Genomic DNA, 25,691 nt, shown 5'->3' on the forward strand with positions numbered 1-25,691 from the left:
GATCATTCCGCAGGTGGCAGCGCCATCGGCTCCACTTCCGGCGCCGGCGGCACGACCGCCGCCTGCTTCTCGCGCTCGTCGAGGATCATCTTGTCGCGCTTCACAGCGACTTCGCGGATCTTCGCCATGGAGGCGCCGGTGCCTGCCGGAATCAGCCGGCCGACGATGACGTTCTCCTTGAGGCCTTCGAGCGGATCGACCTTGCCGTTGACCGCCGCTTCCGTGAGGACTCGGGTGGTCTCCTGGAACGAGGCCGCCGAGAAGAAGGAGCGGGTCTGAAGGCTCGCCTTGGTGATGCCGAGCAGAACCGGCGTCCCCGTGGCGATCTTCTTGCCCTCTTCCTTGGCCTTCGCGTTGATCTGGTCGAACTCGATCTTGTCGATCTGCTCGCCCGAGATCATGTCCGTGTCGCCCTGGTCGGTGACTTCCACCTTCTGGAGCATCTGACGGACGATCACCTCGATGTGCTTATCGTTGATGAGCACGCCCTGGAGCCGATAGACCTCCTGGATCTCGTTGACCAGATAGGCCGCGAGTTCCTCGATGCCCTTGACCGCCAAAATGTCGTGCGGCGCCGGATTGCCTTCCACGATGAAGTCGCCCTTTTCGACGACGTCGCCGTCCTGAAGGTGGATGTGCTTGCCCTTCGGGATCAGGTACTCGCGCGCCTCTTCGGTCTTGTCCATCGGCTCGATCGAGATGCGACGCTTGTTCTTATAGTCGCGCCCAAACCGGATGGTGCCCGCGATTTCGGCGATGATCGCCGCATCCTTCGGACGCCGAGCCTCGAACAGTTCCGCCACCCGCGGCAGACCGCCGGTGATGTCGCGCGTCTTGGCGCTTTCGGTCGAGACACGGGCGAGAATGTCGCCCGCCTGGACCTTGGCGCCGACATCGACCGACAGAATGGCATCGACCGACAGCATGTAGCGGGCATCGCCGCCACGGGCGAGCTTGAGCACCTTGCCGTCCTTGCCCTTGATCACGATGGCGGGACGCAGGTCCCCGCCGCCGCGCATCGAGCGCCAGTCGATGACCACGCGCTTGGCAATACCGGTGGCCTCGTCGAGCGTTTCCGAGATCGACTGTCCCTCGACCAGATCCTCGAAGCCGATAGTACCTTCGACCTCGGTGAGGAGCGGACGGGTGTAGGGATCCCATTCCACGATACGCTGGCCACGCTTGACCATGTCGCCCTCGTCGACGTGCAGGCGCGAACCGTACTGAATACGGTGCGTCGCACGCTCGGTGCCGTCGGCATCGACGATCGCGATCACCATGTTGCGAACCATCGCGACCAGGTGGCCTTCGCTATTGCGGGCGATGGCCTTGTTCCTGATCACGATCTTGCCGTCGAAGTTGGATTCGACGAAAGATTGCTCGTTCAGCTGCGCCGCACCGCCGATGTGGAAGGTGCGCATGGTGAGCTGGGTGCCCGGCTCGCCGATCGACTGGGCCGCGATGACCCCGACCGCTTCGCCGTGGTTGACCGGCGTGCCGCGAGCGAGATCGCGGCCGTAGCACTTGCCGCAGATGCCGTTGACGAGCTCGCAGGTCAGCGCCGAGCGGATCTTCACCTCCTGGACGCCGCCCTGATGGATGGCATCCAGATGGCTCTCTTCCATCAGCGTACCGCGCTTGAAGATCACCTTGCCCGTGCTGTCACGCACGTCTTCGCAGGCCGTGCGTCCGAGGATGCGCGAGCCGAGCGAAGCGACCACGGTGCCGGCATCGACGATGGCGCGCATCTTGATGCCGAGCTTGGTGCCGCAATCGTCCTGCGTGATGATGCAATCCTGCGCGACGTCGACGAGACGACGGGTCAGATAGCCGGAGTTCGCGGTCTTCAACGCGGTGTCCGCGAGGCCCTTGCGGGCGCCGTGGGTCGAGTTGAAGTACTCGAGCACCGAGAGGCCTTCCTTGAAGTTCGAGATGATCGGCGTCTCGATGATCTCGCCCGACGGCTTGGCCATCAGGCCGCGCATGCCGGCGAGCTGGCGCATCTGGGCCGGCGAACCGCGGGCACCGGAGTGAGCCATCATGTAGATCGAGTTGATGTCGGCATCCGCCCCACTCGCCGTCTTCTTGGTCGAGGAGATCTCCTTCATCATCGCCTTGGCGATTTCTTCCGTTGCCTTCGACCAGGCGTCGACGACCTTGTTGTACTTCTCGCCATGGGTAATCAGACCGTCGTTGTACTGCTGCTCGAAATCCTTCGCCAGCGTACGGGTAGCGTCGACGATCTTCCACTTGGAGTGCGGCACGACCATGTCGTCCTTGCCGAACGAGATGCCGGCCTTGAACGCGTTGTAGAAGCCGAGCGCCATGATGCGGTCGCAGAAGATCACCGTCTCCTTCTGGCCGCAGTGGCGGTAGACCTGGTCGATGACGCCGGAGATCTCGCGCTTGGTCATCAGCTTGTTGATGATCTCGTACGGAACGCGCGGGTTCTTCGGCAGCAAATTGCCCAGCATGACGCGGCCGGCGGTGGTCTCGATCCAGCGCCTGGAGATCTTGCCGGTCTCGTCGATGCCTTCCCACCGGTACTTGATCTTGGTGTGGAGGTGGATGACCTTCGCGTGCAGCGCGTGCTCGAGCTCCGCCATCTCGCCGAAGATCTTGCCCTCGCCGGGCAGGCCTTCGCGCATGATGGAGACGTAGTAGAGACCGAGCACGATGTCCTGCGACGGCACGATGATCGGCTGGCCGTTCGCCGGATGCAGGATGTTGTTGGTCGACATCATCAGGACGCGCGCTTCCAGCTGCGCTTCCAGCGACAGCGGAACGTGCACGGCCATCTGGTCGCCGTCGAAGTCGGCGTTGAACGCGGCGCAGACCAGCGGGTGGAGCTGGATCGCCTTGCCCTCGATCAGCACGGGCTCGAACGCCTGGATGCCGAGGCGATGCAGCGTCGGTGCGCGGTTGAGCAGCACGGGATGCTCGCGGATGACCTCGTCCAGGATGTCCCAGACCTCGGGCCGCTCCTTCTCGACCAGCTTCTTGGCCTGCTTCACGGTGGTGGACAGGCCCTTGGCGTCAAGCCGCGAGTAGATGAACGGCTTGAACAGTTCGAGCGCCATCTTCTTCGGCAGACCGCACTGATGCAGGCGCAGCTCGGGACCGACCACGATCACCGAACGGCCCGAATAGTCGACGCGCTTGCCGAGCAGGTTCTGACGGAACCGGCCCTGCTTGCCCTTGAGCATGTCGGCGAGCGACTTCAGCGGACGCTTGTTGGCACCGGTGATGACGCGGCCACGGCGGCCGTTGTCGAACAGCGCGTCGACAGCCTCCTGAAGCATGCGCTTCTCGTTGCGGATGATGATGTCCGGCGCGCGCAGCTCCATCAGCCGCTTCAGGCGGTTGTTGCGGTTGATGACGCGGCGGTAGAGATCGTTGAGGTCCGAGGTCGCGAAGCGGCCGCCATCCAGCGGCACCAGCGGACGCAGGTCCGGCGGAATCACCGGAACCACCGTCATGATCATCCATTCCGGCTTGTTGCCGGAGTGGCGGAACGCTTCCACGATCTTCAGGCGCTTGGCGAGCTTCTTGTGCTTGATGTCGGAGTCGGTCTCCTGCATCTCCGCACGCAAGGTCAGCTCGAGCTTCTCGAGGTCCATGCCCTTGAGCAGCTCGCGAATCGCTTCCGCGCCGATCATGGCGGTAAAGGAATCCTGGCCGTATTCGTCCTGCGCCTTCAGATACTCGTCTTCCGACAAGAGCTGACGGTCCTTCAGCGCGGTGAGGCCCGGCTCGAGCACGACGTAATATTCGAAATAGAGGATCCGCTCGAGATCCTTCAACGTCATGTCGAGCAGGAGGCCGATGCGCGAGGGCAGCGACTTCAGGAACCAGATGTGGGCGACGGGGGCCGCGAGCTCGATATGGCCCATGCGCTCGCGCCGGACGCGCGACAGCGTGACCTCGACCGAGCACTTCTCGCAGATGATGCCCTTGTACTTCATGCGCTTGTACTTGCCGCACAAGCACTCGTAGTCCTTGATCGGCCCGAAGATGCGGGCGCAGAATAGGCCGTCGCGCTCGGGCTTGAAGGTACGGTAGTTGATGGTTTCCGGCTTCTTGATCTCGCCGTACGACCAGGACAGAATCTTCTCGGGGCTCGCGATCGAGATCCGGATCTGGTCGAAGACCTGAGCCGGCGTCGTCGGATTAAAGAGATTCATAATTTCTTGGTTCATCGTCTTCTCCTCGCGTGCCGGTCGCCTCCGGCAGCAAATTCGAAAATCACTATGCGGGGCGCCCTGCCCTCGCGATTCCAGGACTGGGCGCCGATGCCCGGCCATTCAGGCCGGGCATGAGGGTCGTATTACTCGGCCGCTTCCGCCGTCCCCGGTCCGACCTTGGAATTGTGCAGATCGACGTTGAGGCCGAGCGAGCGCATTTCCTTGACCAGCACGTTGAACGATTCCGGAATACCGGCCTCGAAGGTGTCGTCGCCACGCACGATCGCCTCGTACACCTTGGTACGGCCGGCGACGTCGTCCGACTTCACGGTCAGCATCTCCTGGAGCGTGTACGCCGCGCCGTAAGCCTCGAGCGCCCACACTTCCATTTCGCCGAAGCGCTGACCGCCGAACTGCGCCTTGCCGCCCAGCGGCTGCTGGGTAACGAGCGAGTACGGACCGATCGAACGCGCGTGGATCTTGTCGTCGACGAGATGGTGCAGCTTGAGCATGTAGATGTAGCCCACCGTCACCTTGCGGTCGAAGGCGTCGCCGGTGCGGCCGTCATAGACGGTCGACTGGCCCGAAGCGTCCAGACCGGCAAGCTTCAGCATCTCCTCGATGTCGGCTTCCTTGGCGCCGTCGAACACCGGCGTCGCGATCGGAACGCCGCGGCTCAGATTGTGGCCGAGCTCGATCAACTCGTTGTCGTTGAGCGACTTGATCGTCTCGTCCTCGCCGTAGACCTTCTTCAAGGTTTCCTTCAGCGGCCGGATGTCCTGCTTCGACAAATAGGCATCGACCGTCTGGCCGATACGCTTGCCGAGGCCGGCACAGGCCCAGCCGAGATGGGTCTCGAGGATCTGTCCGACGTTCATGCGCGATGGCACGCCGAGCGGATTGAGCACGATGTCGGCATGCGTACCGTCTTCGAGGAACGGCATGTCCTCGATCGGCACGATCTTCGACACCACGCCCTTGTTGCCGTGGCGGCCGGCCATCTTGTCGCCGGGCTGGATCTTGCGCTTCACCGCGACGAAGACCTTGACCATCTTCATCACGCCGGGCGGCAATTCGTCACCGCGCTGAAGCTTTTCGACCTTGTCGAGGAAGCGCTGTTCCAGCCCCTTCTTCGACTCGTCGTACTGCTTCCGCATGGCCTCGATCTCGGCCATCAGCTTGTCGTTCGGCGAAGCGAACAGCCACCACTGCGACTTCGGGTACTCCTCGAGCACCGCACGGGTGATCTTGGTGTCCTTCTTGAAGCCCTTCGGACCGGCGATGCCCTGCCGTCCTTCGAGCAGCTCGGCAAGACGGTTGTAGACGTTGCGGTCCAGGATCGCCTGCTCGTCGTCGCGGTCCTTGGCCAGACGCTCGATCTCTTCCCGCTCGATCGCCAGCGCACGCTCGTCCTTGTCGACGCCGTGCCGGTTGAACACGCGCACTTCGACGATGGTGCCCTGCACGCCCGGAGGAACGCGCAGCGAGGTGTCGCGGACGTCGGAAGCCTTCTCGCCGAAGATGGCGCGCAGGAGCTTTTCTTCCGGCGTCATCGGGCTTTCGCCCTTCGGCGTGATCTTGCCGACCAGGATGTCACCGGCGCGTACTTCCGCGCCGATGTACACGATGCCGGCTTCGTCGAGGTTCTTCAGCGCTTCTTCCGAGACGTTCGGAATGTCGCGGGTGATTTCCTCGGGTCCGAGCTTGGTGTCGCGGGCCATTACCTCGAATTCTTCGATATGAATTGAGGTAAACACGTCTTCCTTCACGATCCGCTCGGAGAGCAGGATCGAGTCTTCGAAGTTGTAGCCGTTCCACGGCATGAACGCGACGAGCACGTTCCGGCCGAGCGCGAGCTCGCCGAGATCGGTCGACGGACCGTCGGCGATGATGTCGCCCTTCTTGACAATGTCGCCGACCTTCACCAGCGGACGCTGGTTGATGCAGGTCGACTGGTTGGAGCGCTGGTACTTCATCAGCCGGTAGATATCGACGCCCGACTTGGTCGGATCGAGATCTTCCGTGGCGCGGATCACGACGCGGGTGGCGTCGATCTGGTCGATCACGCCCGAACGGCGCGCCGCGATCGCAGCACCCGAGTCACGCGCAACCACGCCTTCCATGCCGGTGCCGACGAACGGCGCTTCGGCGCGAACCAGCGGCACCGCCTGGCGCTGCATGTTCGAGCCCATCAGCGCGCGGTTGGCGTCGTCGTTCTCGAGAAACGGGATCAGCGCGGCCGCGACCGAAACGAGCTGCTTCGGCGACACGTCCATGTAGTCGACCTTGTCCGGGGTGACCGGCAAGACTTCGCCGGCGTGACGGCAGACCACGAGATCTTCGGTGAAGCGGCCCTTCGGATCGAGCGGCACGTTGGCCTGCGCGACCGTGTAGCGGCCCTCTTCCATCGCCGAGAGGTACACGACCTCGTCGGTGACGCGGCCGTCCTTGACCTTGCGGTAAGGCGTCTCGACGAAGCCGTACTTGTTCACGCGCGCGAAGGTCGCGAGCGAGTTGATCAGGCCGATGTTCGGACCTTCCGGCGTCTCGATCGGGCAGATGCGGCCGTAATGCGTCGGATGCACGTCGCGGACCTCGAAGCCGGCGCGCTCGCGGGTCAGACCGCCCGGTCCAAGTGCCGACAGGCGGCGCTTGTGGGTGATCTCCGACAGCGGGTTGGTCTGGTCCATGAACTGCGAGAGCTGCGAGGAGCCGAAGAACTCGCGCACGGCGGCGGCCGCCGGCTTGGCGTTGATCAGGTCCTGCGGCATGACCGTGTCGATGTCGACCGAAGACATGCGCTCCTTGATCGCGCGCTCCATGCGGAGCAAGCCGATGCGGTACTGGTTCTCCATGAGCTCGCCGACCGAACGCACACGGCGGTTGCCGAGATGGTCGATGTCGTCGATCTCGCCCTTGCCGTCGCGCAAATCCACCAGCGTCTTGATGACGGAGAGGATGTCTTCCTTGCGGAGCGTGCGTTGGGTGTCGGGCGCATCGAGGTCGAGGCGCATGTTCATCTTGACGCGACCGACCGCCGAGAGGTCGTAGCGCTCGGCGTCGAAGAACAGTGACTGGAACATTGCCTGCGCCGAATCCAGCGTCGGCGGCTCGCCGGGACGCATCACGCGGTAGATGTCGAACAGCGCGTCCTCGCGCGTCATGTTCTTGTCGGCCGCGAGGGTGTTGCGGATGTAGGCGCCGACATTGACGTGGTCGATGTCGAGCAGCGGCAGCTCCTTGTAGCCGTGCTCGTTGAGAACCTTGATCGACTTGTCGGTGATCTCTTCACCGGCTTCCGCGTGGATCTCGCCGGTCTTGGGATTGACGAGGTCCTCGGCGATGTAGTTGCCGACGAGCTCAGCATCCGAGAGGCGCAGCGCCTTCAGCCCCTTCTCCTGCATCTGACGCGCACCGCGCACGGTGAGCTTCTTGCCGGCTTCGAGCACGACCTTGCCGGTATCGGCGTCGATCAGGTCGTTGATGGTCGAGTAGCCGCGGAAACGATTGGCGTCGAACGGAACGCGCCAGCCTTCCTTGATCCGCTTGTACTGGATCTTCTTGTAGAAGGTGCTGAGGATCGCCTCGCCGTCGAGACCAAGCGCGAACATCAGCGACGTCACCGGAAGCTTGCGGCGACGGTCGATACGCGCATAGACGATGTCCTTGGCGTCGAACTCGATGTCGAGCCAGGAGCCGCGATATGGGATCACGCGAGCGGCGAACAGCAGCTTGCCCGACGAATGGGTCTTGCCCTTGTCGTGGTCGAAGAACACGCCCGGCGAACGGTGCATCTGCGAGACGATGACGCGCTCGGTGCCGTTGACGATGAAGGTGCCGTTCATCGTCATGAGCGGGATGTCGCCCATGTAGACGTCCTGCTCCTTGATGTCCTTGACCGACTTCGCGCCGGTTTCCTCGTCGATATCGAACACGATGAGGCGTAGCGTCACCTTGAGGGGGGCCGCGAAGGTCATGCCGCGCTGGCGGCACTCGTCGACGTCGTATTTCGGCGGCTCGAACTCGTAGCGGACGAATTCCAGCATCGAGGTGCCCGAGAAGTCGGAGATCGGGAACACCGAGCGGAACACCGCCTGCAAGCCCTCGTCCGATCGACCGCCCTGGGGCTCGTCGACCATCAAGAACTGGTCATAGGACGCCTTCTGAACCTCGATGAGGTTCGGCATCTCGGCGACTTCCTTGATGTGTCCGAAGAACTTGCGAACGCGTTTGCGACCGGTGAATGTCTGCTGCGCCATCGTGGCCTCTCATTTTCGTCGCCCGATTTGGGCGCGCCCTCCGGAACGCGGCGACCGCCGCTCCCCGGGTTGAATTTTTCGAACCCGTCTTGGGGGCCGGAGACTCAGTTTCAGGTAGGAATGTCCTGAATCTGTTCTTCAGACCTTCAAAACGCAAAACGACGCGCGGGGCGCAGGAGCGCGCCCGCCCGTCACAACCAACCTCTTCACGGACTGCAAAAGCCCGAAATAGCTTGCTCTCCCAACGGCTTACAGGGAATGCGGCATCCCTGCCCACCGCGCTTTCGTGCTGCCGACCCGATATGGGGCGACATTAGTGCAGATTCGAGGGACAAACCCTCAAATCCCCACACTTTTTCGTGTTCGGCCTGCGTCGGGTCGTTCCGTCGCACGCCTTTTGCATCTGGCCCGCCCTTTCAGGGAGCGGACCGAGACCCCGGTTGCGATGATGCTCACCGGGATCTCGTGTCAGTAAGCGCTGCTTACTTGAGCTCGACCTTCGCGCCAGCCTTCTCGAGCTGGGCCTTGAGCTTCTCGGCTTCGTCCTTGTTCACGCCTTCCTTGACAGGCTTCGGCGCGCCCTCGACGAGGTCCTTTGCTTCCTTCAGGCCCAGGCCGGTGATGGCGCGGACTTCCTTGATGACCTCGATCTTCTTGTCGCCGGCAGCGGCAAGAACGACCGTGAACTCGGTTTTCTCTTCGGCCGGAGCGGCGGCAGCGCCACCACCAGCCGGGCCGGCCACGGCGACAGCCGCGGCAGCCGAAACGCCCCACTTCTCTTCGAGGAGCTTCGCGAGTTCGGCAGCTTCGAGCACGGTGAGGCTCGAGAGGTCGTCAACGATCTTCTGCAGGTCAGCCATTGTTCAGTTTCCTTGAATGTAAGTCTGGTTCGGGTTTGAGTTTTGCGAAGGGCGTCAGGCCGCTTCGCTCTTTGAGGCATAAGCCTGAATGACACGCGCGAGCTTGCCCGCGGGCGCGTTGGCGAGCTGAGCGATCTTGGTCGCCGGGGCCACAAGCAGGCCGACGATCTTGGCGCGCAGTTCGTCAAGCGACGGCAGCGAGGCAAGTGCCTTCACGCCGTCGACATTCAGGACGGTCGTTCCCATCGAGCCGCCAATGATGACGAACTTTTCGTTCGCCTTGGCGAATTCGACGGCGACCTTTGGCGCCGCTACCGGATCGTCCGAAGTGGCGATCACGGTCGGTCCCTTCAGCATGGGGCCGATGGCAACGACGTCAGTGCCTTCAAGAGCAATTTTGGCGAGACGGTTCTTCGAGACCTTCACCGAGGCGCCAGCCTGCTTCATCTGCGAGCGCAGCTTCTGCATCTGGGCAACGGTCAGGCCGGAATATTGGGCAACGACCGCGACGCTCGTGGTCTTGAAGACCCCATTGAGCTGTTCGACCGCTTCCTTTTTTGCCGCTCGTTCCACAGCAAGCTCTTTCCGGTTGGCGGTCATCGCGAAAGCGGGACCGCCGGGTTGCACCCATCGTCCCGCCCAAACCTGAACCTCAGGGCCAAACCCATCGGACACGCCGGGCAAGACGACAATTCAAAGCCTGCCCTCCGAGAGCCCGTTAGAGCCCACGGCGTGTCGAGGTCCGAACCAAACCCATTCCGCAACCGACCCTAAGGTGGCCACGAAGTGAAATCCGGTCTTCACCCGTCTATGCAGGCCATGCGATTAAGCCGTTGAGAAATCGGAATTCCCCGCGGGCGCCTGCAGTCTTGGACAGGACAAGGTCAGCCGGCGAACCGCCCGACCTCTGCCCGCACCCCACACCCGACGGTTTTCCCTCCCTTTCCAGCAAATCCTCACGGACGCCCTGAAAAGGAATGATCTCCATCGCTTGTTTTCGGAATGCGTGCACGAACGCGCCAGCCGAGGCCGGCACGTCCGGAAGCGGTTCTTTAACCGCTCGGGGCCTGCTTGCCAAGAGCAAAATTCACACCAGTTCCAATCCGTTGCCGCTCGCGCTTAACCATGGCCGAAAAGGGCCGGTTTCCGCTCATTTGACCGCGTAAGGCAACTTCTTGCCCTCGAAAAACGCGGTCAGGTTCGCCAGCACGCAGTTCTGCATGGCGACGTGCGATTCCAGGGTGTGGCCGCCAATATGGGGGGAGAACACGACGTTGGGCAGTGCCGTCAGCGCGTCAGGAGCGTGCGGTTCCTTGTCATAGACATCGAGACCGGCTCCAGCGATGGTCTTCTGGGTGAGCGCCAGCACCAGGGCTTTCTCATCGATCACCGAGCCGCGGGAGATGTTGACGACATAGCCGTCCGCCCCGAGGCGCTTGAGGATATCGGCGCTGACGGCATGCTGGGTCTCGGCTCCTGCCCGGACCGCGATCATCAGCACGCTGCACCAGTCGGCCAGCGCCTCCAAGGTCGGGAAATATTGATAGGGCAGATCGTACCTGCTGCGGCTGAAATAGCCGATCTCGCTCTCGAAGGACGCGCAGCGCGCTGCGATCTTGCGGCCGATCTCGCCCATGCCGTAGACCCCGATGCGGCGGCCCGGCATCCCGGCCTGCGGGCGCATCATCGGCGAGGGCTTTGACGCGGCCCAATCGCCGCTTCGGACGTACTGGTCGGCCACCAGGATTCGCCGCGTCGCCGCGAGCATCAGGGTCATCGCGATGTCGGCGACGGAGGCCGCATTGGCACCCGGGCTATGTCCGACCGCAATATTGCGGGCAGCAGCGGCCTTCAGGTCAACACCGTCATAGCCGGTGCCGTAGCAGACGATGGCACCGAGCTTGGGAAACAGGTCCATCGCCTCCGCGCCCAGCGGCGTTCCGCCGGCGGTGAGCACTGCACGGATATCGCCGAGCGCGTCGGCCGAAAACATCTCCCGCGCCGGCTTGCCGCCGGTGTCGAGCAGCTCGAACCGCTCGGCGAAGCGCGCCATCATCGTCTTGGGAAAGCGCGAGTAGATCAGGACCTTGTCAGTCATTGTTCTTGTTTCCGGTGAACGCCGTCACAAACGACGAGGGGCGGAATCGGTTGCCCAATTCCGCCCCTCGCCTCATGTCATTTGCAAACCTTAGCCGAGAATGGTGCCCGGCTCGACCTTCACGCCGGGGCCCATCGACGAGGACACCGCAACGCGCTGGATGTAGGTGCCCTTGGAACCGGCCGGCTTGGCCTTGGAGACAGCGTCAGCCAAGGCCTTGATGTTTTCGACCAGTTTTTCCTCGGTGAACGAGGCCTTGCCGACGCCAGCCTGCAGGATGCCGGCCTTCTCGACGCGGAACTCGACCGAGCCGCCCTTGGCGCCCTTCACGGCGCCGGTGACGTCCATGGTCACGGTGCCGATCTTCGGGTTCGGCATCAGGCCGCGCGGGCCCAGCACCTTACCGAGACGACCGACCAGCGGCATCATGTCGGGGGTCGCAATACAACGATCGAAATCGATCGTGCCGTTCTGCACCTTCTCGACCAGGTCCTCGGCGCCGACGACGTCGGCTCCGGCAGCCTTGGCCTCGTCGGCCTTGGCGCCGCGGGCGAACACGCCGACGCGGAGCGTACGGCCGGTGCCGTTCGGCAGGGTCACAACGCCGCGGACCATCTGGTCGGCGTGACGCGGATCGACGCCGAGATTGATCGCGACCTCGATGGTCTCGTCGAACTTCGCTTTCGCGCGTTCCTTGACCATCTTGATGGCGTCTGCGAGCGGGTAAAGCTTTTCGCGATCAATACCTTCGCGGGCTTTGTTCAAACGTTTTCCGATTGCCATGACCGCTTACCCTGCCACTTCCAGACCCATCGAGCGGGCAGAGCCCTCGACCATCTTCATGGCCGCTTCGATGGAATCGCAATTGAGATCCTTCATCTTCTTCTCGGCGATCTCGCGCACCTGCGCTTTGGTCACCGCACCCGCCTTGTCACGGCCCGGCGCCTTGGAGCCGGACTGGATCTTGGCAGCCTGCTTGAGGAAGAAGGACATCGGCGGCGTCTTCATCTCGAACGTGAAGGAACGATCGGCGTAGATCGTAATCACGACGGGAATCGGGGTGTTTTTCTCTTCCTTCTGGGTCTGGGCGTTGAACGCCTTGCAGAACTCCATGATGTTGAGACCGCGCTGACCGAGCGCGGGACCGATCGGGGGCGAAGGATTCGCCGCACCGGCCGGGACCTGAAGCTTCAGGTATCCGGTCACTTTCTTTGCCATGTATCACTCCTGTTGGGCCGGCCTGGGCCGGCGGTTTCAGGTTCGTGGTCTGGGTCGGAGGCGGCTGGCGACCGCCCTCTCCCTCCCACGGCCTCTTGTTACGCGAGACCGAAGCCTCACGCCTACCCGATCAGACCTTCTCGACCTGACCGAATTCCAGTTCGACCGGCGTGGCGCGGCCGAAGATCGACACCGCGACCTTCACGCGCGAGCGCGCCTCGTCGATTTCCTCAACCACACCCGAGAACGAGGCAAACGGGCCATCGGCCACGCGCACGTTCTCGCCGATCTCGAACGACACCGACGCCTTCGGCCGTTCCACGCCCTCCTGCACCTGGTGCAGAATGCGCATGGCCTCGGCTTCCGAGATCGGCATCGGCTTGTTTTCCGCGCCGAGGAAGCCGGTCACCTTCGGCGTGTTCTTGATCAGATGAAACGCCTCGTCGGTCAGCTTCATCTTCACCAGCACGTAGCCCGGGAAGAACTTGCGCTCGGCGTCGATCTTGCGGCCGCGGCGCACTTCCGTGACCTTCTCGGTCGGAACCAGCACCAGCTCGAACAGCTCCTCGAGCCCGCGCTGCTTGGCCTGCTCGCGGATCGATTCGGCGACCTTCTTCTCGAAGTTCGAATAGGCGTGGACGATGTACCAGCGCTTGTCAGACAATTGAGCCGTTGCTGTTGCCATCAGTGAATGCCCAGAAGGAAGGTGATGAGGACGCGGATGATCTGGTCGGCGGCGAAGAAGAAGATCGAGGCCACGGCGACCATGACGAACACCATGATGGTGGTGATCGTGGTCTCGCGGCGGGTCGGCCAGGTGACCTTGGCGGTCTCCGAGCGGACTTCCTGCAAGAACTTGAACGGGCTGACTGCCATCGTTTGATGTCCAACGTCCGTCGACAGACGCGAATGAATTTCAGGGATCCGAACAGCCGCCGTTGGCCCAGCCCTCTGTCGAAGGATGAGCCGGAAATCGGGCTCGATTGTTCGGGGATTCAAAGCCGCGCCGGAAATCCGCGTCTAACGGGCCGGCTGCGAGTGCGCGGTATCTACTTCGGATGGGACCAAAGGTCAAGATAGAGAGGGCCCGCGCGCCCAAAACGACCTCCGCGGGCGAACGACCAGAGATCAGGCCGATCAAGGGCTTATCTGCCGCCTGCAAAGCGCAGTCCCAGCGCCTCAGCCGGTTCCTCGCAGAACGAGACCACCGGGGCCCCTCACCTGCAGCCCCTTTTGGCGACCCCCTCAAGGTCAGTCGGCCCGATCGATCGTCGAAATGCTCGGCAACGGCACAACGAACTTTCCGCCCTCGGCGAAATAGCCGCCTCCAGTCGGCCGCAGGGTCGCGGCATGGCTGAGGACAAGCTCTTCAACTAATACGAACGTCAGGACGTCTTGCCGACGTTCGGGAATTTCAATTCCGCCGCCGAACTGCCGGGCACGATGCGAGCCGGCTACGACACGTGTTCAGCCATATCATCAACCTCGCGCGCTACGTGCTCGGATCGCCGCCGGCAGTCGCCGAAAGCAACATCGAGAGCTCGGGCGCGGCGACCGTGACACTCGACTCGACGGCGTCGCCTGCGCGCTGCAGCTCGCGAATGGATCCAAAGGCGTCTGGCGCGAGGGGCTGAGCAACGCGTTCGAGCTGGGCGCGCTGACCATCGAATTGCCACCGCCTTTTGCCGAGCAGGAGGCGGAGGTCGTTCTCCATCAGCAAGGACAACCCACGGAATTGTCTCGCGGCAAGGTTGGGCGTTTCGGCGTCAGGCCGAGGCATTCGTCGCCGATATCGTGGAGCAGAGGACGCCGTGGCTTCCGGCGCAGATTCCGTGGCCGACATCGCCCTTCGGAGGCGATCTGGAAACGGCAGATCATCGCCTAGGGCTGCGCCATCCAGCAATATCCAGCCGACGGCTAATCGCCCACATCCCAGTTAAGTGTTTGATTGGTTGGCAGGAGTGGCAGGGCTCGAACCTGCGACCCCCGGTTTTGGAGACCGGTGCTCTACCAATTGAGCTACACTCCTACGGACCCTGCGTTGCCGCGCGGATCAGGCCGCTTTGAAGCACAAGGGGCGGCCGGATTGCAAGGCCGGATTGCAAGGGTGAAGCGCGCTGGCTTCGCTTGTTTGTGCCGCGCCTTCTGGGCCACAGTCCGCTCCGAACAATAATAAGCACCGGGAGTACCCATGACTGCCCAAGCGTCCGCGACAGCCGCCCCTCGCCCCTCGATCGCCGCGAAGACCCCGCCTCTGCCGGAATCCCGCCCCGAGACGCTCGGGCTGTCGCGCCCTCGCCTCGAGACCATGTCGGACGCCTTCAAGCGCGAGATCGACAAGGGAACCGTGCCGGGCGTCACCGTGCTGGTGGCACGGCACGGTCAGGTCGGATGGTTTGAGGCGCTCGGGAAACAGAGCCCGACGGGCGCGGCGCCGATGGCGCATGATTCGATCTTCCGCATTTTCTCGATGACCAAGCCGATCGTGTCGGTCGGCGTCATGACGCTGGTCGAGGACGGCCACCTGCTCCTTGCCGACCCCGTCGCGAAATTCATCCCGGAGTTCGCCAACCAGAAGGTCGGCGTGGTCAGCGGCGGCAAGCTGGAACTGGTTCCGCCGAAGCGCCCGATGACGGTGCAGGACCTGCTCCGCCACACCTCCGGCCTGACCTACGAGCACCAGGGCGACGGCCCCGTGCACAAGATCTATCAGGACTCGCGGGTGCGCAGCCGCAAGATCACCAATGCCGAGCACGCCGCCCTGGTCGCGAGCTTCCCGCTGGTCTGTCACCCCGGCGACGAGTTCAACTACAGCCGCTCCACCGACATCCTCGGGCGCATCATCGAGGTCGTCAGCGGCAAGTCGCTCGGCACGTACCTCACCGAGCGCATTCTCACGCCCTTGCAGATGGCCGAGACCGGCTTTGCGACAGCGGAGGTCAATGCCAACAGGCTCGCCGAGCCATTCGCGGCCGATCCCTGGACCGGCGACAAGGTCGCGCTGTTCAACATGCTCGAGCAGCCCATCATGGAGTCCGGCGGCGGCGGCCTCGTCTCCACCACGATGGACTATGCCCGCTTCGCGCTGATGCTGCGCAATGGCGGCACGCTCGACGGCAACAGGATCATCGGCCGCAAGACGCTGGAGCTGATGGCCTCCGATCATCTCGGCCCGAACGTCGTGACCAACGGCACGCTGCTGTCGCCTGGCCATGGTTTCGGCCTCGGGTTCGCGGTGCGGCGCGAAGCCGGCATCGCGCCCTTCCCCGGCAGCGTCGGCCAGTTTTTCTGGAGCGGCATCGCGGGGACGTTCTTCTGGATCGATCCGAAGGAGGATCTGTTCGTCGTGTTCATGAGCCAGGGCCCGGGGCAGCGCGATCATACGCGTACGCTGGTGCGGGATCTGGTGTACGCGGCGGTGGATTGAGGCGGCGCCGCTATGCGCGGCGCTGCATCACATTTTCGCTGTCATGCCCCGGCTTGACCGGGGCATCCAGTACTCCGGGGCGGATGTGGCGAGAGCGAGCTCTCCAACGAAGGCCGCGGAGTACTGGATCGCCCGCCTTCACGGGCGATGACACCTATTGGGGGCCTCAACTGATCGTCGCGCCGCCGTCGATCACCATGGTCTGGCCGGTCATGAAGTCGCCGGCCTTCGAGCCCAGGAACACCGCGGCGCCCGCGATCTCGTCGGGGATGCCGATGCGCAGCAGCGGCGAACGCGCAGTCGAGGCTTTCAGGTTCTCCGGATTGTCCCACAACGCTTTCGCGAAATCGGTCTTGATCAGGCCGGGCGCGATGCAGTTCACGCGGATATTGTGCGGGCCATATTCGCAGGCCAAATTGCGCGCGAGCTGCATGTCGGCGGCTTTCGAGATCGCGTAGGCGCCGAGGATGGTCGAGCCTTTCAGGCCGCCGATCGAGGAGACGATGATGATCGAGCCATCCTTGCGCTCGATCATCTGCGGCACCACCATCGAGATCAGCCAGTTGTTGGCGACGATGTTGTTGTCCAGGATCTTCCTGAACTGATCGTCCGAGATGCCGGCGAGCGGGCCGTAATACGGGTTCGACGCGGCGTTACAGACCAGCACGTCGATCTTGCCGAAGGCGCGGTTGCTCTCGTCGATGAGGTTCTGCAGATTTTCCTTCGACGAGATGTTGGCGGCGATCGCCACCGCCGTGCCCTTGCCGAACTTGTCGTTGATCCTCTTGGCGACCTGGTCGCAAACGTCGGCCTTGCGCGAGGAGATCACCACCTTGGCGCCGTGCTCGGCCATGCGCTCGGCGATCGCAAGCCCAATGCCGCGCGTCGAACCAGTGATGACGGCGACTTTCCCCTTCATGTCGAACAAGGTCATGTTTCTCTCCCAGAGTACGTTTTGATTGCTTGAAGCTTACGCCGCGTCCGCGCGACCGGGCAATTGCTCAGGCGAGCTTCTTGACTTCCGGTCCCGCGGGTTGATGCATCGCCGCATGCGCATCGTCCGCGATCCACGGCTGCTGGTTCACCATCGGCAGCCGCCAGACATTGCGTTCGGGGCTTGCGAAATAGTCGAGCCGCGTCACAGAGCAATTGTCGATATCGAACGCGAGCCCTCGCTCCGGCTGATTGTCGAGCGCCAGCCCCAGCGCTGCCTTGATGGTGCCGCCATGTGCGACCGCGATCACGTCCTGCCCGGCGGCCTCATTGTTGATCCGCTCGATGGTGCGGCGGGTGCGGTTGTAGAGGTCCATGAAGCTTTCGCCGCCGGGTGCAGGCTCGTTGATGTCGGCAAACCAGCTCGAGCCGACGGGACGGCTGGCGATGAACTCGGCGCGGTTCATGCCCTGCCAACGGCCGAGGTTTTGTTCGGCGAGGTCCGCCTCCCATTTCATCGATGCAGGCCTCGGGAATCCGGCCGCCCAGATCGCTTCGGCGGTCTGATGGGTGCGCATCAGATTGCTCGAATACCAGACCGCCTTGCGTGGCAGCACCTTGGCAACAGCATTGAAGACGTAGGTATCGCTGGTGTCGCAGGCGAGATCGGACTGACCGTAGATGTTGCCACCGTCATTGCGCACGGGCGCGTGACGGACCCACCACCAGCGTGTCGTGACCACTTTGGGCTTGTCTGCACCTGCCATCGAAACCCTTCCATCCCGTCTGATGTCGCTGTACGTCAGTAGCGAACGTGTCTCAAGACACTTTACCGTTTGAAATCTTGTTTGAAATTCCGTCGCGCGGCAAGCGTCGCGCGCGAACCAAAGGGAGAAACCGCATGGGCCGTCTGCAAGGCAAATCCGTCATCATCACCGGTGCCGGCAGCGGCATCGGCCGCGCGGCCGCGCTGCTGTTCACCAGGGAAGGCGCCAAGCTAATCGCGGTCGATCGCAGCGAGGCGGTGAAGGAGACGGTCGACGAGGTGAAGAAGGCCGGCGGTGTCGCGGAAGCCATGATGGCGGATGCGGGCTCCGAAAAGGACGTCATGGCCGTGATCGACAAGGCGGTGAAGACGCACGGCCGGCTCGACGTGATCTGGGCCAATGCCGGCGTCTCCGGCGGACTCGTTCCGCTCGGCGAGCAGACCGTCGAGCAATGGCAGGAAGTCTTGCGCATCAACCTGATCGGGCCGTTTCTCGCGGTGAAGCATGCGATGCCGCACATGGTGAAGCAGCAGTCCGGCGCGATCGTGCTCACCGCGTCCGTCGCGGGCCTCAAGGCCGGCGCCAGCGGACATCCCTATGCCGCGAGCAAGGCCGGCGTCATCTCCCTGGTGCAGACCACCGCCTATTCGCTCACCGGCACCGGTGTGCGCATCAACGCGGTGTGCCCGGGCCTGATCGAGACCGGCATGACCAAGCCGATCTTCGACCGCGCCAAGGAGCGCGGCACCGCCGACAAGATCGGCCAGCTCAATCCGCTCAAGCGCCCCGGCCAGCCGCACGAGCTCGCCGCGATGGGACTGTTCTTGGCCAGCGACGAGGCGTCGTACGTCAATGGCCAGGCCTTCCCGGTGGACGGCGGACTGACGGCGTCGATGCCGTATACGGGGAAGCCGGTTTAGTTCACGCACTCTCGCGTCCCGGAGGCGCTGCAGCTTTCTCACGCTGCTGCGCTGCGTCCGGGGCACGAGACAGAAGTTTTGGCGCGCAACTGCTTCAGCATCGTCATTGCGAGCACAGCGAAGCAATCCAGAGTCTTTCCGCGGCGTCAGCCTGGATTGCTTCGCTGTGCTCGCAATGACGGAGTCTGTGCTCGCAATGACGGAGTCTGTGGGTGGCAGGGTCGCGCTTCCATTCGCATTCCCGTTCGCAGACACACCTTCGCCCTCTCGCGGCTTGTTCGCCCGAGCTTTGCTTGGTCGCCTCACCCTCGAATGAAAGAGGGCGCAGGGAAGACCGGGCGCCGGCTGGCACCCGCGGTCCACTGTGCGAAGTTGCAGTAAAAAATCTGCACAGCGGCATACAGGTGAAGCCAAAACGTCCGGCCTTCCCTGCGCAGCGGTTTTACGGCTTATGCCGTGCTCTCCCCGGGGAGCGATGCACTATTGCCCCCGTCGCCTCATGGATGGCTGATGCGCGAACCCGGTCGGGCCGCCACATCACCACAAGACTTGACGCACAGACCCCGGGCGTCAGGACGACACGGTTTTGCCGTACGCTGTCAGCACCGGTCGTGTGCGCGACGCCTTCGCTCACGGTTGCCCGCCCTGCGAAACCATTCGCGCCGGTGTGGCCCAGCGTCCGCCGCTGTCCGGCCCGCGTTCGTGACGATCGCGATACGCCCCTCTTCCTTGGGCCGGGTTACGGCGACACATACGCCGTTTCCGAATTTCGGTAAAGTGGAATATTTTCAGCGGCGGGCGTTGACCTGCCGCTCGCGTGTTTTGCCCGTCGGCCAATGCAAGGGCTTGTAGCCCGGATGAGCGAAGCGACATCCGGGATTCCGACCACGAGCTGTCCCGGGTATCGCTTCGCTCACCCGGGCTACCGGTCTGTGTTGATTTGCTCTACCAGAGGCGACGTTGGTATGGTTCGTGCAAGCACTTCAGCTTCCATCCCCCTGACAAGAACGTGACAATGCCAAGCTCAAGACCCGACCGTATTCGCAAGCTGCTCGCCGACCTCGTCGGCTTCGACACGATCAGCCATCGCTCCAACCTGCCCCTGATCGCGCATATCGAGAGCTATCTCGCCGCACACGGCGTCAAGAGTGAGCGCATCGTCGACGAGACCGGACAGAAAGCCGCGCTATGGGTCACCATTGGACCCGAGGACCGCCCCGGCCTGGTGCTGTCGGGACATACCGACGTGGTGCCTGTGGTCGGCCAGGACTGGAGCCACGATCCCTTCAAGCTGATCGAGCGCGACGGCAAGCTTTACGGCCGCGGCACCACCGACATGAAGGGATTCGTCGCGGTGTGCCTTGCCATGGTGCCGGAGATGCTGGAGGCGAAGCTGACAACGCCGATTCATCTCGCCATCTCCTATGACGAGGAGATCGGTTGCGTCGGCGTGCGGCCGATGCTGCGCGAGGTCGCGAAGAAACGGATCAAGCCGCTCGGCGCCTTCATCGGCGAGCCGACCGAGATGAAGGTCATCATCGGCCACAAGGGCAAGCACGGCGTGCGCGCCACGTTCCAGGGCCTCGCCCGCCACTCCTCGATCGCGCCCGAGGGCGTCAACGCGATCGAATACGCCGCCGAGCTGATCGTCGAAATCCGCCGCCGCGCGTTGCAACTCGCAAGCACGAAAGCAACGAACAGCCTCTACGATGTCCCTCACTCGACGCTGCTCACCAGCATCGTGCATGGCGGCGCCGCGCTCAACATCGTGCCCGATACCTGCACGGTGGATTTCGAATGCCGCGGCATCGGCATAACCGAATCCAGGGAGGTGACGGATGCGATCGTCGCCTGGGCCAAGACCGAGATCGAGCCGGCGATGAGGGCGCGACACCCGGAGTGCGGCATCGACTTCGAAGAGATCCTCGATTATCCCGCCCTCGACACCGCCGCCGACGCCACCATCGTCACGCTGGCCAAGAGCCTCGCGGGGCGCAACGACCACGCCAAGGTCGCCTTCGGCACCGAGGCGAGCCTGTTCGCCAGCATGACCGATATCCCGTCAGTGGTGATCGGGCCCGGGTCGATCGCGCAGGCGCATACGCCGGACGAGTTCGTGGAGATGGCGGAGCTGGAGAAATGCGCAGGCTTCGTGGAGAAGCTGATCGCGCATTGCGTGAAGGGGTAAGGTGTTTCCGCGTCATTGCGAGGAGCTCTTGCGACGAAGCAATCCAGACTGCCACCGTGCGAAGATTCTGGATTGCTTCGCTTCGCTCGCAATGACGAGCGTCTGGAGACACCCGTAGTCCGCATGAGCATAGCGGCGACATGCGGGGCCGCTGTCCCGGATATCGCTGCGCTCATCCGGGCTACGAATGAGCGGTGCGCCTCATCGCTCCTGCAAAGCCAGCCGCACGCCGACGGCGCAGTAGATGGTCCCGACCACCTTGCCCTGCCATTTCACGACGGCTGGATGGCGGCGTAGCAAATTGCCGAGACGGCCGGCGCCGACGGCGAACACCACCGTGCTAAGGAGGCCGAGCAACACGAACACAGCACCGAGCAGCGCGAGCTGCAGCGTCGTCGAACCATGCTCGGGCCGGACGAACTGCGGCAGGAACGCGAGGAAGAACAGCGCGGTCTTCGGATTCAGCACCTCGGTCAGCACGGCCTGCCGGAATGCCCGTACTGCGCTGATCGCGGGCGCGCCGCCATTCACCTCGAGCGGCGTCTTGTCGAGCATGGCGCGAATGCCGAGATAGATCAGAAAGCCCGCGCCCGCGTATTTGACGACGCTGAACAGGAGCGCCGACGTTGCGATGATCGCAGAGAGGCCGACGATCGCCATGGTGGTGTGGACCACGTCACCAGCCGCAATTCCCGCGCCCGTCGCGATGCCGACCCTGGTCCCCGAGCTCGCGGCGCGCGCCATGGTGAGGAGTGTCGCCGGTCCGGGAATGAAGACGAAGCCGAGGACGATGAGGATGTAGGTGATGAGGGTGGTGTGATCGATCATGCGGGCATCTCTCTCGTCATTCTGTCCCGTGTCCAGACACGAGAGGAACGCAAGCAAAGGCGCGGCCGTCAGCCGCGCCTTCGGATTCCTTAAACCGCGCCCGCCTTCTGCGCGTACTCCCAAGACGCCTTCGACAGCGGAACGGTGCGCTTGGCTGACTCCAGCGCCTTGGCATTCGCCGCGGTGCCGTCGCGGACCCGGCCGGCGATGCCTTGCGTGATGCCGGCGAGACGGAACAGGTTGTAGGCGAAATACCAGTTGAGGTCAGGCACCGTCATCTTGGTGACGTTGCAATAGATCTGCGCGGCCTCCTCCACGCTCGGGATGTTGAGCGCCTTGAGGTCGGCGCCGTCCAGGCCGGGCATGACCCACTGCATCAGCAGATAGGTGAAGTCGGCCATGGGATCGCCGAGCGTCGACAATTCCCAATCGAGCACGGCCTGCACGCGTGGTTCCGTCGCGTGGAAAATCATGTTGTCGAGGCGATAGTCGCCGTGGACGATCGAGACGCGCGCCTGCTCCGGCACGGTCTTCGGCAACCATTCGGCGACCTTCTCGAACTCCGGAATGGTCTGGGTCTCGGACGCGCGGTACTGCTTGGTCCAGCGGTCGATCTGCCGGGCAAAGTAGTTGCCGGGTTTGCCGAAGTCGCCAAGACCGATCGCGACGGGATCGAACATGTGGAGTTTTGCCAGCGTCTCGATCTTGCTGGTGAAGATCTTTCGACGATCATCCCGCGTCTGGCTCGGCAGCGTCGGATCCCAGAACACCCGGCCGTCTTCCATCGACATGATGTAGAAGGCCGAACCGATGATGCTGTCGTCCTGGCACAGCGCATAGGCCTTCGCGACCGGAAAGCCCTGCTTTCCCAGCGCCGCGATCACGCGATATTCGCGATCGACCGCGTGCGCCGACGGCAACAATTTGCCGAACGGTTTTCGGCGCATCACATAGGAGCGGTTCGGCGTGTCGAGCCGATAGGTCGGGTTGGACTGGCCGCCCTTGAACTGGAGCACGACCAGCGGTCCCTCATAACCCTCGATGTTCTCGCGCAGCCAGGCTTCGAGCCGCATCTCGTCGATGCGATGACGCTCCTCGACCGGTTTGGTGCCCGAGAACTCTTCGTCTTTCCTGACGCCGTCAGCCACGATGACGCTCCCTCTTCAGTCCGAACATGATCCTAATCGGTAACCCCCAGCGCACTTGCGTCAAGCGGTCATCCGATCACGGATCATGCCCTGTCGTTTCTTCAAATCGGGAGCGCCAGCGTGCTCTCCCGCTTAATGACTGGAAGAGTTTGCATACTTCCGAACCTCGAGCCTGGCAATGGCGCGATTGTGCACCTCGTCCGGGCCGTCGGCGAGACGGAGCGTGCGGATGTGGGCATAGTCCTTGGCGAGGCCGGCTTCGTCCGAGACGCCTGCACCGCCGAACGCCTGAATCGCCTCGTCGATGATCTTCAGCGCCATGTTGGGGGCTGCGACCTTGATCATGGCGATCTCGGCCTGCGCGGTCTTGTTGCCGACCTTGTCCATCATGTCGGCGGCCTTGAGGCACAACAGCCGCGTCATCTCGATGTTGGTGCGGGCCTCGCCGATGCGCTGCTCCCACACCGAATGCTCGACGATCCGCTTGCCGAAGGCGGTGCGCGAGGTGAGCCGCTTCACCATTTTCTCCAGCGCCTCCTCGGCCTTGCCGATGGTGCGCATGCAGTGATGGATGCGGCCGGGACCGAGACGGCCCTGCGCGATCTCGAAGCCGCGGCCTTCGCCGAGCAGGATGTTCTCCTTCGGCACCCGCACGTTCTCGAGCAGCACCTGGGCGTGGCCGTGCGGCGCGTCGTCGAAGCCGAACACGGGCAGCATCTTCTCGACCTTGATGCCGGGGGTGTCGAGCGGAACCAGGATCTGCGACTGCTGCTGGTGTTTGGCCGCTTTGAAGTCCGTCTTGCCCATCAGGATCGCGATCTTGCAGCGGGGATCGCCGACGCCGGACGACCACCATTTGCGGCCGTTGATGACGTAATGGTCGCCGTCCTTCACGATGCTGGTTTCGATGTTGGTGGCATCGGACGAGGCCACGGCCGGCTCCGTCATGAGAAAGGCGGAGCGGATTTCGCCGTCCATCAGCGGACGCAGCCATTTGCGCTTCTGCTCCTTGGAGCCGTAGCGCATGAACACTTCCATGTTGCCGGTGTCGGGCGCGGAACAATTGAAGACTTCCGAAGCCCAGGAGATGTGGCCCATCTGCTCGGAGAGCAGCGCGTATTCGAGATTGGTCAGTCCCGCGCCGCGGAATTCGTCGTCCTCATGCTCGTTGGGCGGCATGAACATGTTCCAGAGGCCTTCGGCTTTCGCCTTCTTCTTGAGATCCTCGAGCACCGGGATCACCTTCCAGCGTTCGCCGCTGCGATCCTGCTCATCATAGACCGGCACCGCCGGGCGCACGTGCTTGGCCATGAAGGACTGCACGCGGTCGAGCCATTCCTTCTGCTTCGGCGACAGATCGAAATCCATGGGACGCTCCTCGTCTTTGCCAACTCGTTTTGGCGAACTTGTTTTGCGCCGGACTGTCCACCCGCATTATGCGGCCCGCAAGTGCGAATGCGCGGCTTGCGGACGTTTCGGAACTCATTCGCGCGTTTGCGAACGAGTCCCGATTGCGGATTGACTTTCCCGGCCTTCAAACGATAGTTTCATACAACTGTTTGAATTGCAACTCCCTCCCCGAGGGGCTTCCATGGCCAGCGATCATACCCGGACTGCCATTCTCGCCGCCGCCGAACGGCTCTATGCCGATCGCGGGTTCGGCGACGTGACGCTGCGCGACATCGTCGCGGAGGCCAATGTCAACCTCGCGGCGGTGAACTATCATTTCGGCTCGAAGGACGAGTTGATTGCGGAACTGTTCGTGACGCGCTCAATCGCCACCAACCGCGAGCGTCTGCGCGAATTGAAGGCGGCGGAAGAACAAGGCGGCGGCCGCGCGCCGATCGAGGTAATCCTGCATGCCCTGGTCGGCCCGACGCTGCGCGGCTGCCTTGGCCCCGAGAACCAGCGCTCGAGCGCGGCGCGCTTCATGATCCGCGCCTCGATCGAATCCGTGCCGCCGATCCGCCGCATCAAGAACCGCGAGATCGACCATTTGCGCAAATTCGCCGGCGCGATGCGAAGGTCCCTGCCCGACCGCAGCGACGTCGATATTTACTGGGGCCTGAATTTCGCGCTCGCCATGGCGCACCACACCATCCGCGAGAGCGAGCGGCTGACGAAACTGTCGGAAGGCAAATGCGACCTCGACGATGTCGAGGACGTGGTCGCGCGCGTCGTCAGCGTGGCGACGATGGCGCTGGTGGCGGGACGGACGGAGGCGAAGGCGCCGTCAAAAGTGGCGGCGCGCTAACCTTCACATCATCGCGATGCAGTCGATCTCGACGTCGAAGGGGCCGAACCATTCCCGCGTACAGACGAAGATCCGCGCCGGCGGATCGTGCGGGAAATAGCGCGCATAGACGGCGTTGAACGCGGCGAAGTGCTTGGTCGAGGTGCAGTAGACGTTGCACTTCATGACGTTGTCGAGGCTCGCGCCCGCCGTCTCAAGGCACAGCTTCATCTGCTCCATGATCAGCTCGCTCTGGCGTTCGATCGGCACGTCCGCGATCTCGCCCGTCTCGGGGTCGAATGGCGGCAGGCCGGCGACGAAGATCATGTTGCCGGCGCGCGTGACCGGCGAGACCGGCGCCTGCCGACGATCGAGGAAAGTCGAGATCGGTTCGACGCGGAGCGCTTCGCGTTTCATTTCGAGATTCATGGGCGGCCACCTTCGGTCCAAGCGAGATGACGGCTTGCTACAGCATGTTGCAGCCGTCATGCTTCGCTTCTGATCGAAGTTTGGTCGCCGAGCCGCCTAGCATTACAGTTGCTTTTGTTGCGGGCTTCTGAATCCATGGGCAACCATGATTCGAATGTCGTGGGCGCGGGCCGCGTCGGTTGAGGCGACGCTTGCGTTG

The 25,691-nt window shown here is 63.2% G+C and carries 20 protein-coding genes and 1 tRNA gene; 4 read left to right on the forward strand and 17 right to left on the reverse strand.

Annotation, left to right across the window (positions count from 1 at the left end):
- Positions 1–2: 2 nt before the first annotated feature.
- From rpoC to IVB50_RS20765, 11 genes are all read right to left on the reverse strand, one after another.
- Positions 3–4,199, reverse strand: coding sequence for a DNA-directed RNA polymerase subunit beta' (gene rpoC / locus IVB50_RS20715; RefSeq protein ID WP_026233179.1), 4,197 nt, complete (start codon positions 4,197–4,199; stop codon positions 3–5).
- Between the two features lie 128 nt (positions 4,200–4,327).
- Positions 4,328–8,443, reverse strand: coding sequence for a DNA-directed RNA polymerase subunit beta (gene rpoB, locus IVB50_RS20720; protein ID WP_018456447.1), 4,116 nt, complete (start codon positions 8,441–8,443; stop codon positions 4,328–4,330).
- 482 nt (positions 8,444–8,925) lie between these two features.
- Entirely contained in the window at positions 8,926–9,303 is a 378-nt protein-coding gene (gene rplL, locus IVB50_RS20725; protein WP_007602994.1) for a 50S ribosomal protein L7/L12, read from the reverse strand.
- 54 nt (positions 9,304–9,357) lie between these two features.
- Positions 9,358–9,876 (reverse strand): 50S ribosomal protein L10, encoded by a 519-nt coding sequence (gene rplJ / locus IVB50_RS20730; protein WP_026233178.1) that lies wholly within the window; start codon positions 9,874–9,876, stop codon positions 9,358–9,360.
- A gap of 577 nt (positions 9,877–10,453) precedes the next feature.
- On the reverse strand, positions 10,454–11,401 hold the full coding sequence (locus IVB50_RS20735; RefSeq protein WP_018456445.1) for a 2-hydroxyacid dehydrogenase: 948 nt from the start codon (positions 11,399–11,401) through the stop codon (positions 10,454–10,456).
- Positions 11,402–11,491: 90 nt separating this feature from the next.
- Positions 11,492–12,184 (reverse strand): 50S ribosomal protein L1, encoded by a 693-nt coding sequence (gene rplA / locus IVB50_RS20740; RefSeq protein ID WP_007602988.1) that lies wholly within the window; start codon positions 12,182–12,184, stop codon positions 11,492–11,494.
- Between the two features lie 6 nt (positions 12,185–12,190).
- The gene (rplK, locus tag IVB50_RS20745; protein WP_018456444.1) at positions 12,191–12,619 is read right to left on the reverse strand and encodes a 50S ribosomal protein L11; all 429 of its coding nucleotides are present in this window, start codon (positions 12,617–12,619) and stop codon (positions 12,191–12,193) included.
- A gap of 130 nt (positions 12,620–12,749) precedes the next feature.
- Positions 12,750–13,304: a transcription termination/antitermination protein NusG gene (gene nusG / locus IVB50_RS20750; protein ID WP_007602985.1), complete on the reverse strand. Its 555-nt coding sequence runs from the start codon at positions 13,302–13,304 to the stop codon at positions 12,750–12,752.
- On the reverse strand, positions 13,304–13,495 hold the full coding sequence (gene secE / locus IVB50_RS20755) for a preprotein translocase subunit SecE (protein WP_007602984.1): 192 nt from the start codon (positions 13,493–13,495) through the stop codon (positions 13,304–13,306). The genes nusG and secE overlap by 1 nt, the downstream gene beginning before the upstream one ends.
- A 616-nt stretch (positions 13,496–14,111) precedes the next feature.
- Positions 14,112–14,339: a hypothetical protein gene (locus IVB50_RS20760; protein WP_198293367.1), complete on the reverse strand. Its 228-nt coding sequence runs from the start codon at positions 14,337–14,339 to the stop codon at positions 14,112–14,114.
- A gap of 233 nt (positions 14,340–14,572) precedes the next feature.
- Positions 14,573–14,648, reverse strand: a tRNA-Trp gene (locus IVB50_RS20765).
- Positions 14,649–14,810: 162 nt separating this feature from the next.
- Between IVB50_RS20765 and IVB50_RS20770 the strand changes: the two genes are divergently transcribed.
- Positions 14,811–16,046 (forward strand): serine hydrolase domain-containing protein, encoded by a 1,236-nt coding sequence (locus IVB50_RS20770; RefSeq protein ID WP_018456441.1) that lies wholly within the window; start codon positions 14,811–14,813, stop codon positions 16,044–16,046.
- A gap of 166 nt (positions 16,047–16,212) precedes the next feature.
- On the opposite strand, the gene IVB50_RS20775 is transcribed toward IVB50_RS20770, so the two are convergent.
- Complete coding sequence (locus tag IVB50_RS20775; protein ID WP_018456440.1) at positions 16,213–16,980, reverse strand: SDR family oxidoreductase; 768 nt, start codon at positions 16,978–16,980, stop codon at positions 16,213–16,215.
- A gap of 67 nt (positions 16,981–17,047) precedes the next feature.
- Positions 17,048–17,746, reverse strand: a complete 699-nt coding sequence (locus tag IVB50_RS20780; protein ID WP_018456439.1) for a histidine phosphatase family protein — start codon at positions 17,744–17,746, stop codon at positions 17,048–17,050.
- Positions 17,747–17,880: 134 nt separating this feature from the next.
- Here IVB50_RS20780 and IVB50_RS20785 point away from each other — a divergent pair, with 134 nt between their 5' ends.
- Both IVB50_RS20785 and argE read left to right on the forward strand, forming a co-directional pair.
- Positions 17,881–18,666 carry an SDR family oxidoreductase gene (locus tag IVB50_RS20785; protein WP_018456438.1) on the forward strand — a complete coding sequence of 262 codons (786 nt, stop codon included), beginning with the start codon at positions 17,881–17,883 and terminating at the stop codon, positions 18,664–18,666.
- A 1,015-nt stretch (positions 18,667–19,681) separates the two neighbouring features.
- On the forward strand, positions 19,682–20,854 hold the full coding sequence (gene argE, locus IVB50_RS20790; protein ID WP_018460214.1) for an acetylornithine deacetylase: 1,173 nt from the start codon (positions 19,682–19,684) through the stop codon (positions 20,852–20,854).
- 201 nt (positions 20,855–21,055) lie between these two features.
- Here argE and IVB50_RS20795 read toward each other — a convergent pair whose 3' ends face one another.
- From IVB50_RS20795 to IVB50_RS20805, 3 genes are all read right to left on the reverse strand, one after another.
- Entirely contained in the window at positions 21,056–21,682 is a 627-nt protein-coding gene (locus IVB50_RS20795; RefSeq protein WP_018460215.1) for a LysE family translocator, read from the reverse strand.
- An 89-nt stretch (positions 21,683–21,771) separates the two neighbouring features.
- Complete coding sequence (locus tag IVB50_RS20800; protein ID WP_018460216.1) at positions 21,772–22,830, reverse strand: phosphotransferase family protein; 1,059 nt, start codon at positions 22,828–22,830, stop codon at positions 21,772–21,774.
- A gap of 132 nt (positions 22,831–22,962) precedes the next feature.
- Positions 22,963–24,198: an acyl-CoA dehydrogenase family protein gene (locus tag IVB50_RS20805; RefSeq protein WP_018460217.1), complete on the reverse strand. Its 1,236-nt coding sequence runs from the start codon at positions 24,196–24,198 to the stop codon at positions 22,963–22,965.
- Positions 24,199–24,421: 223 nt separating this feature from the next.
- On the opposite strand from IVB50_RS20805, the gene IVB50_RS20810 reads away from it, so the two are divergent.
- Positions 24,422–25,084, forward strand: a complete 663-nt coding sequence (locus IVB50_RS20810) for a TetR/AcrR family transcriptional regulator (RefSeq protein ID WP_018460218.1) — start codon at positions 24,422–24,424, stop codon at positions 25,082–25,084.
- 3 nt (positions 25,085–25,087) lie between these two features.
- On the opposite strand, the gene IVB50_RS20815 is transcribed toward IVB50_RS20810, so the two are convergent.
- Entirely contained in the window at positions 25,088–25,480 is a 393-nt protein-coding gene (locus IVB50_RS20815; protein ID WP_026233970.1) for a RidA family protein, read from the reverse strand.
- Between the last annotated feature and the right edge of the window lie 211 nt (positions 25,481–25,691).

The organism is Bradyrhizobium sp. 87 (assembly GCF_023073015.1).
In the GTDB taxonomy this organism is placed as follows: domain Bacteria; phylum Pseudomonadota; class Alphaproteobacteria; order Rhizobiales; family Xanthobacteraceae; genus Bradyrhizobium; species Bradyrhizobium canariense_D.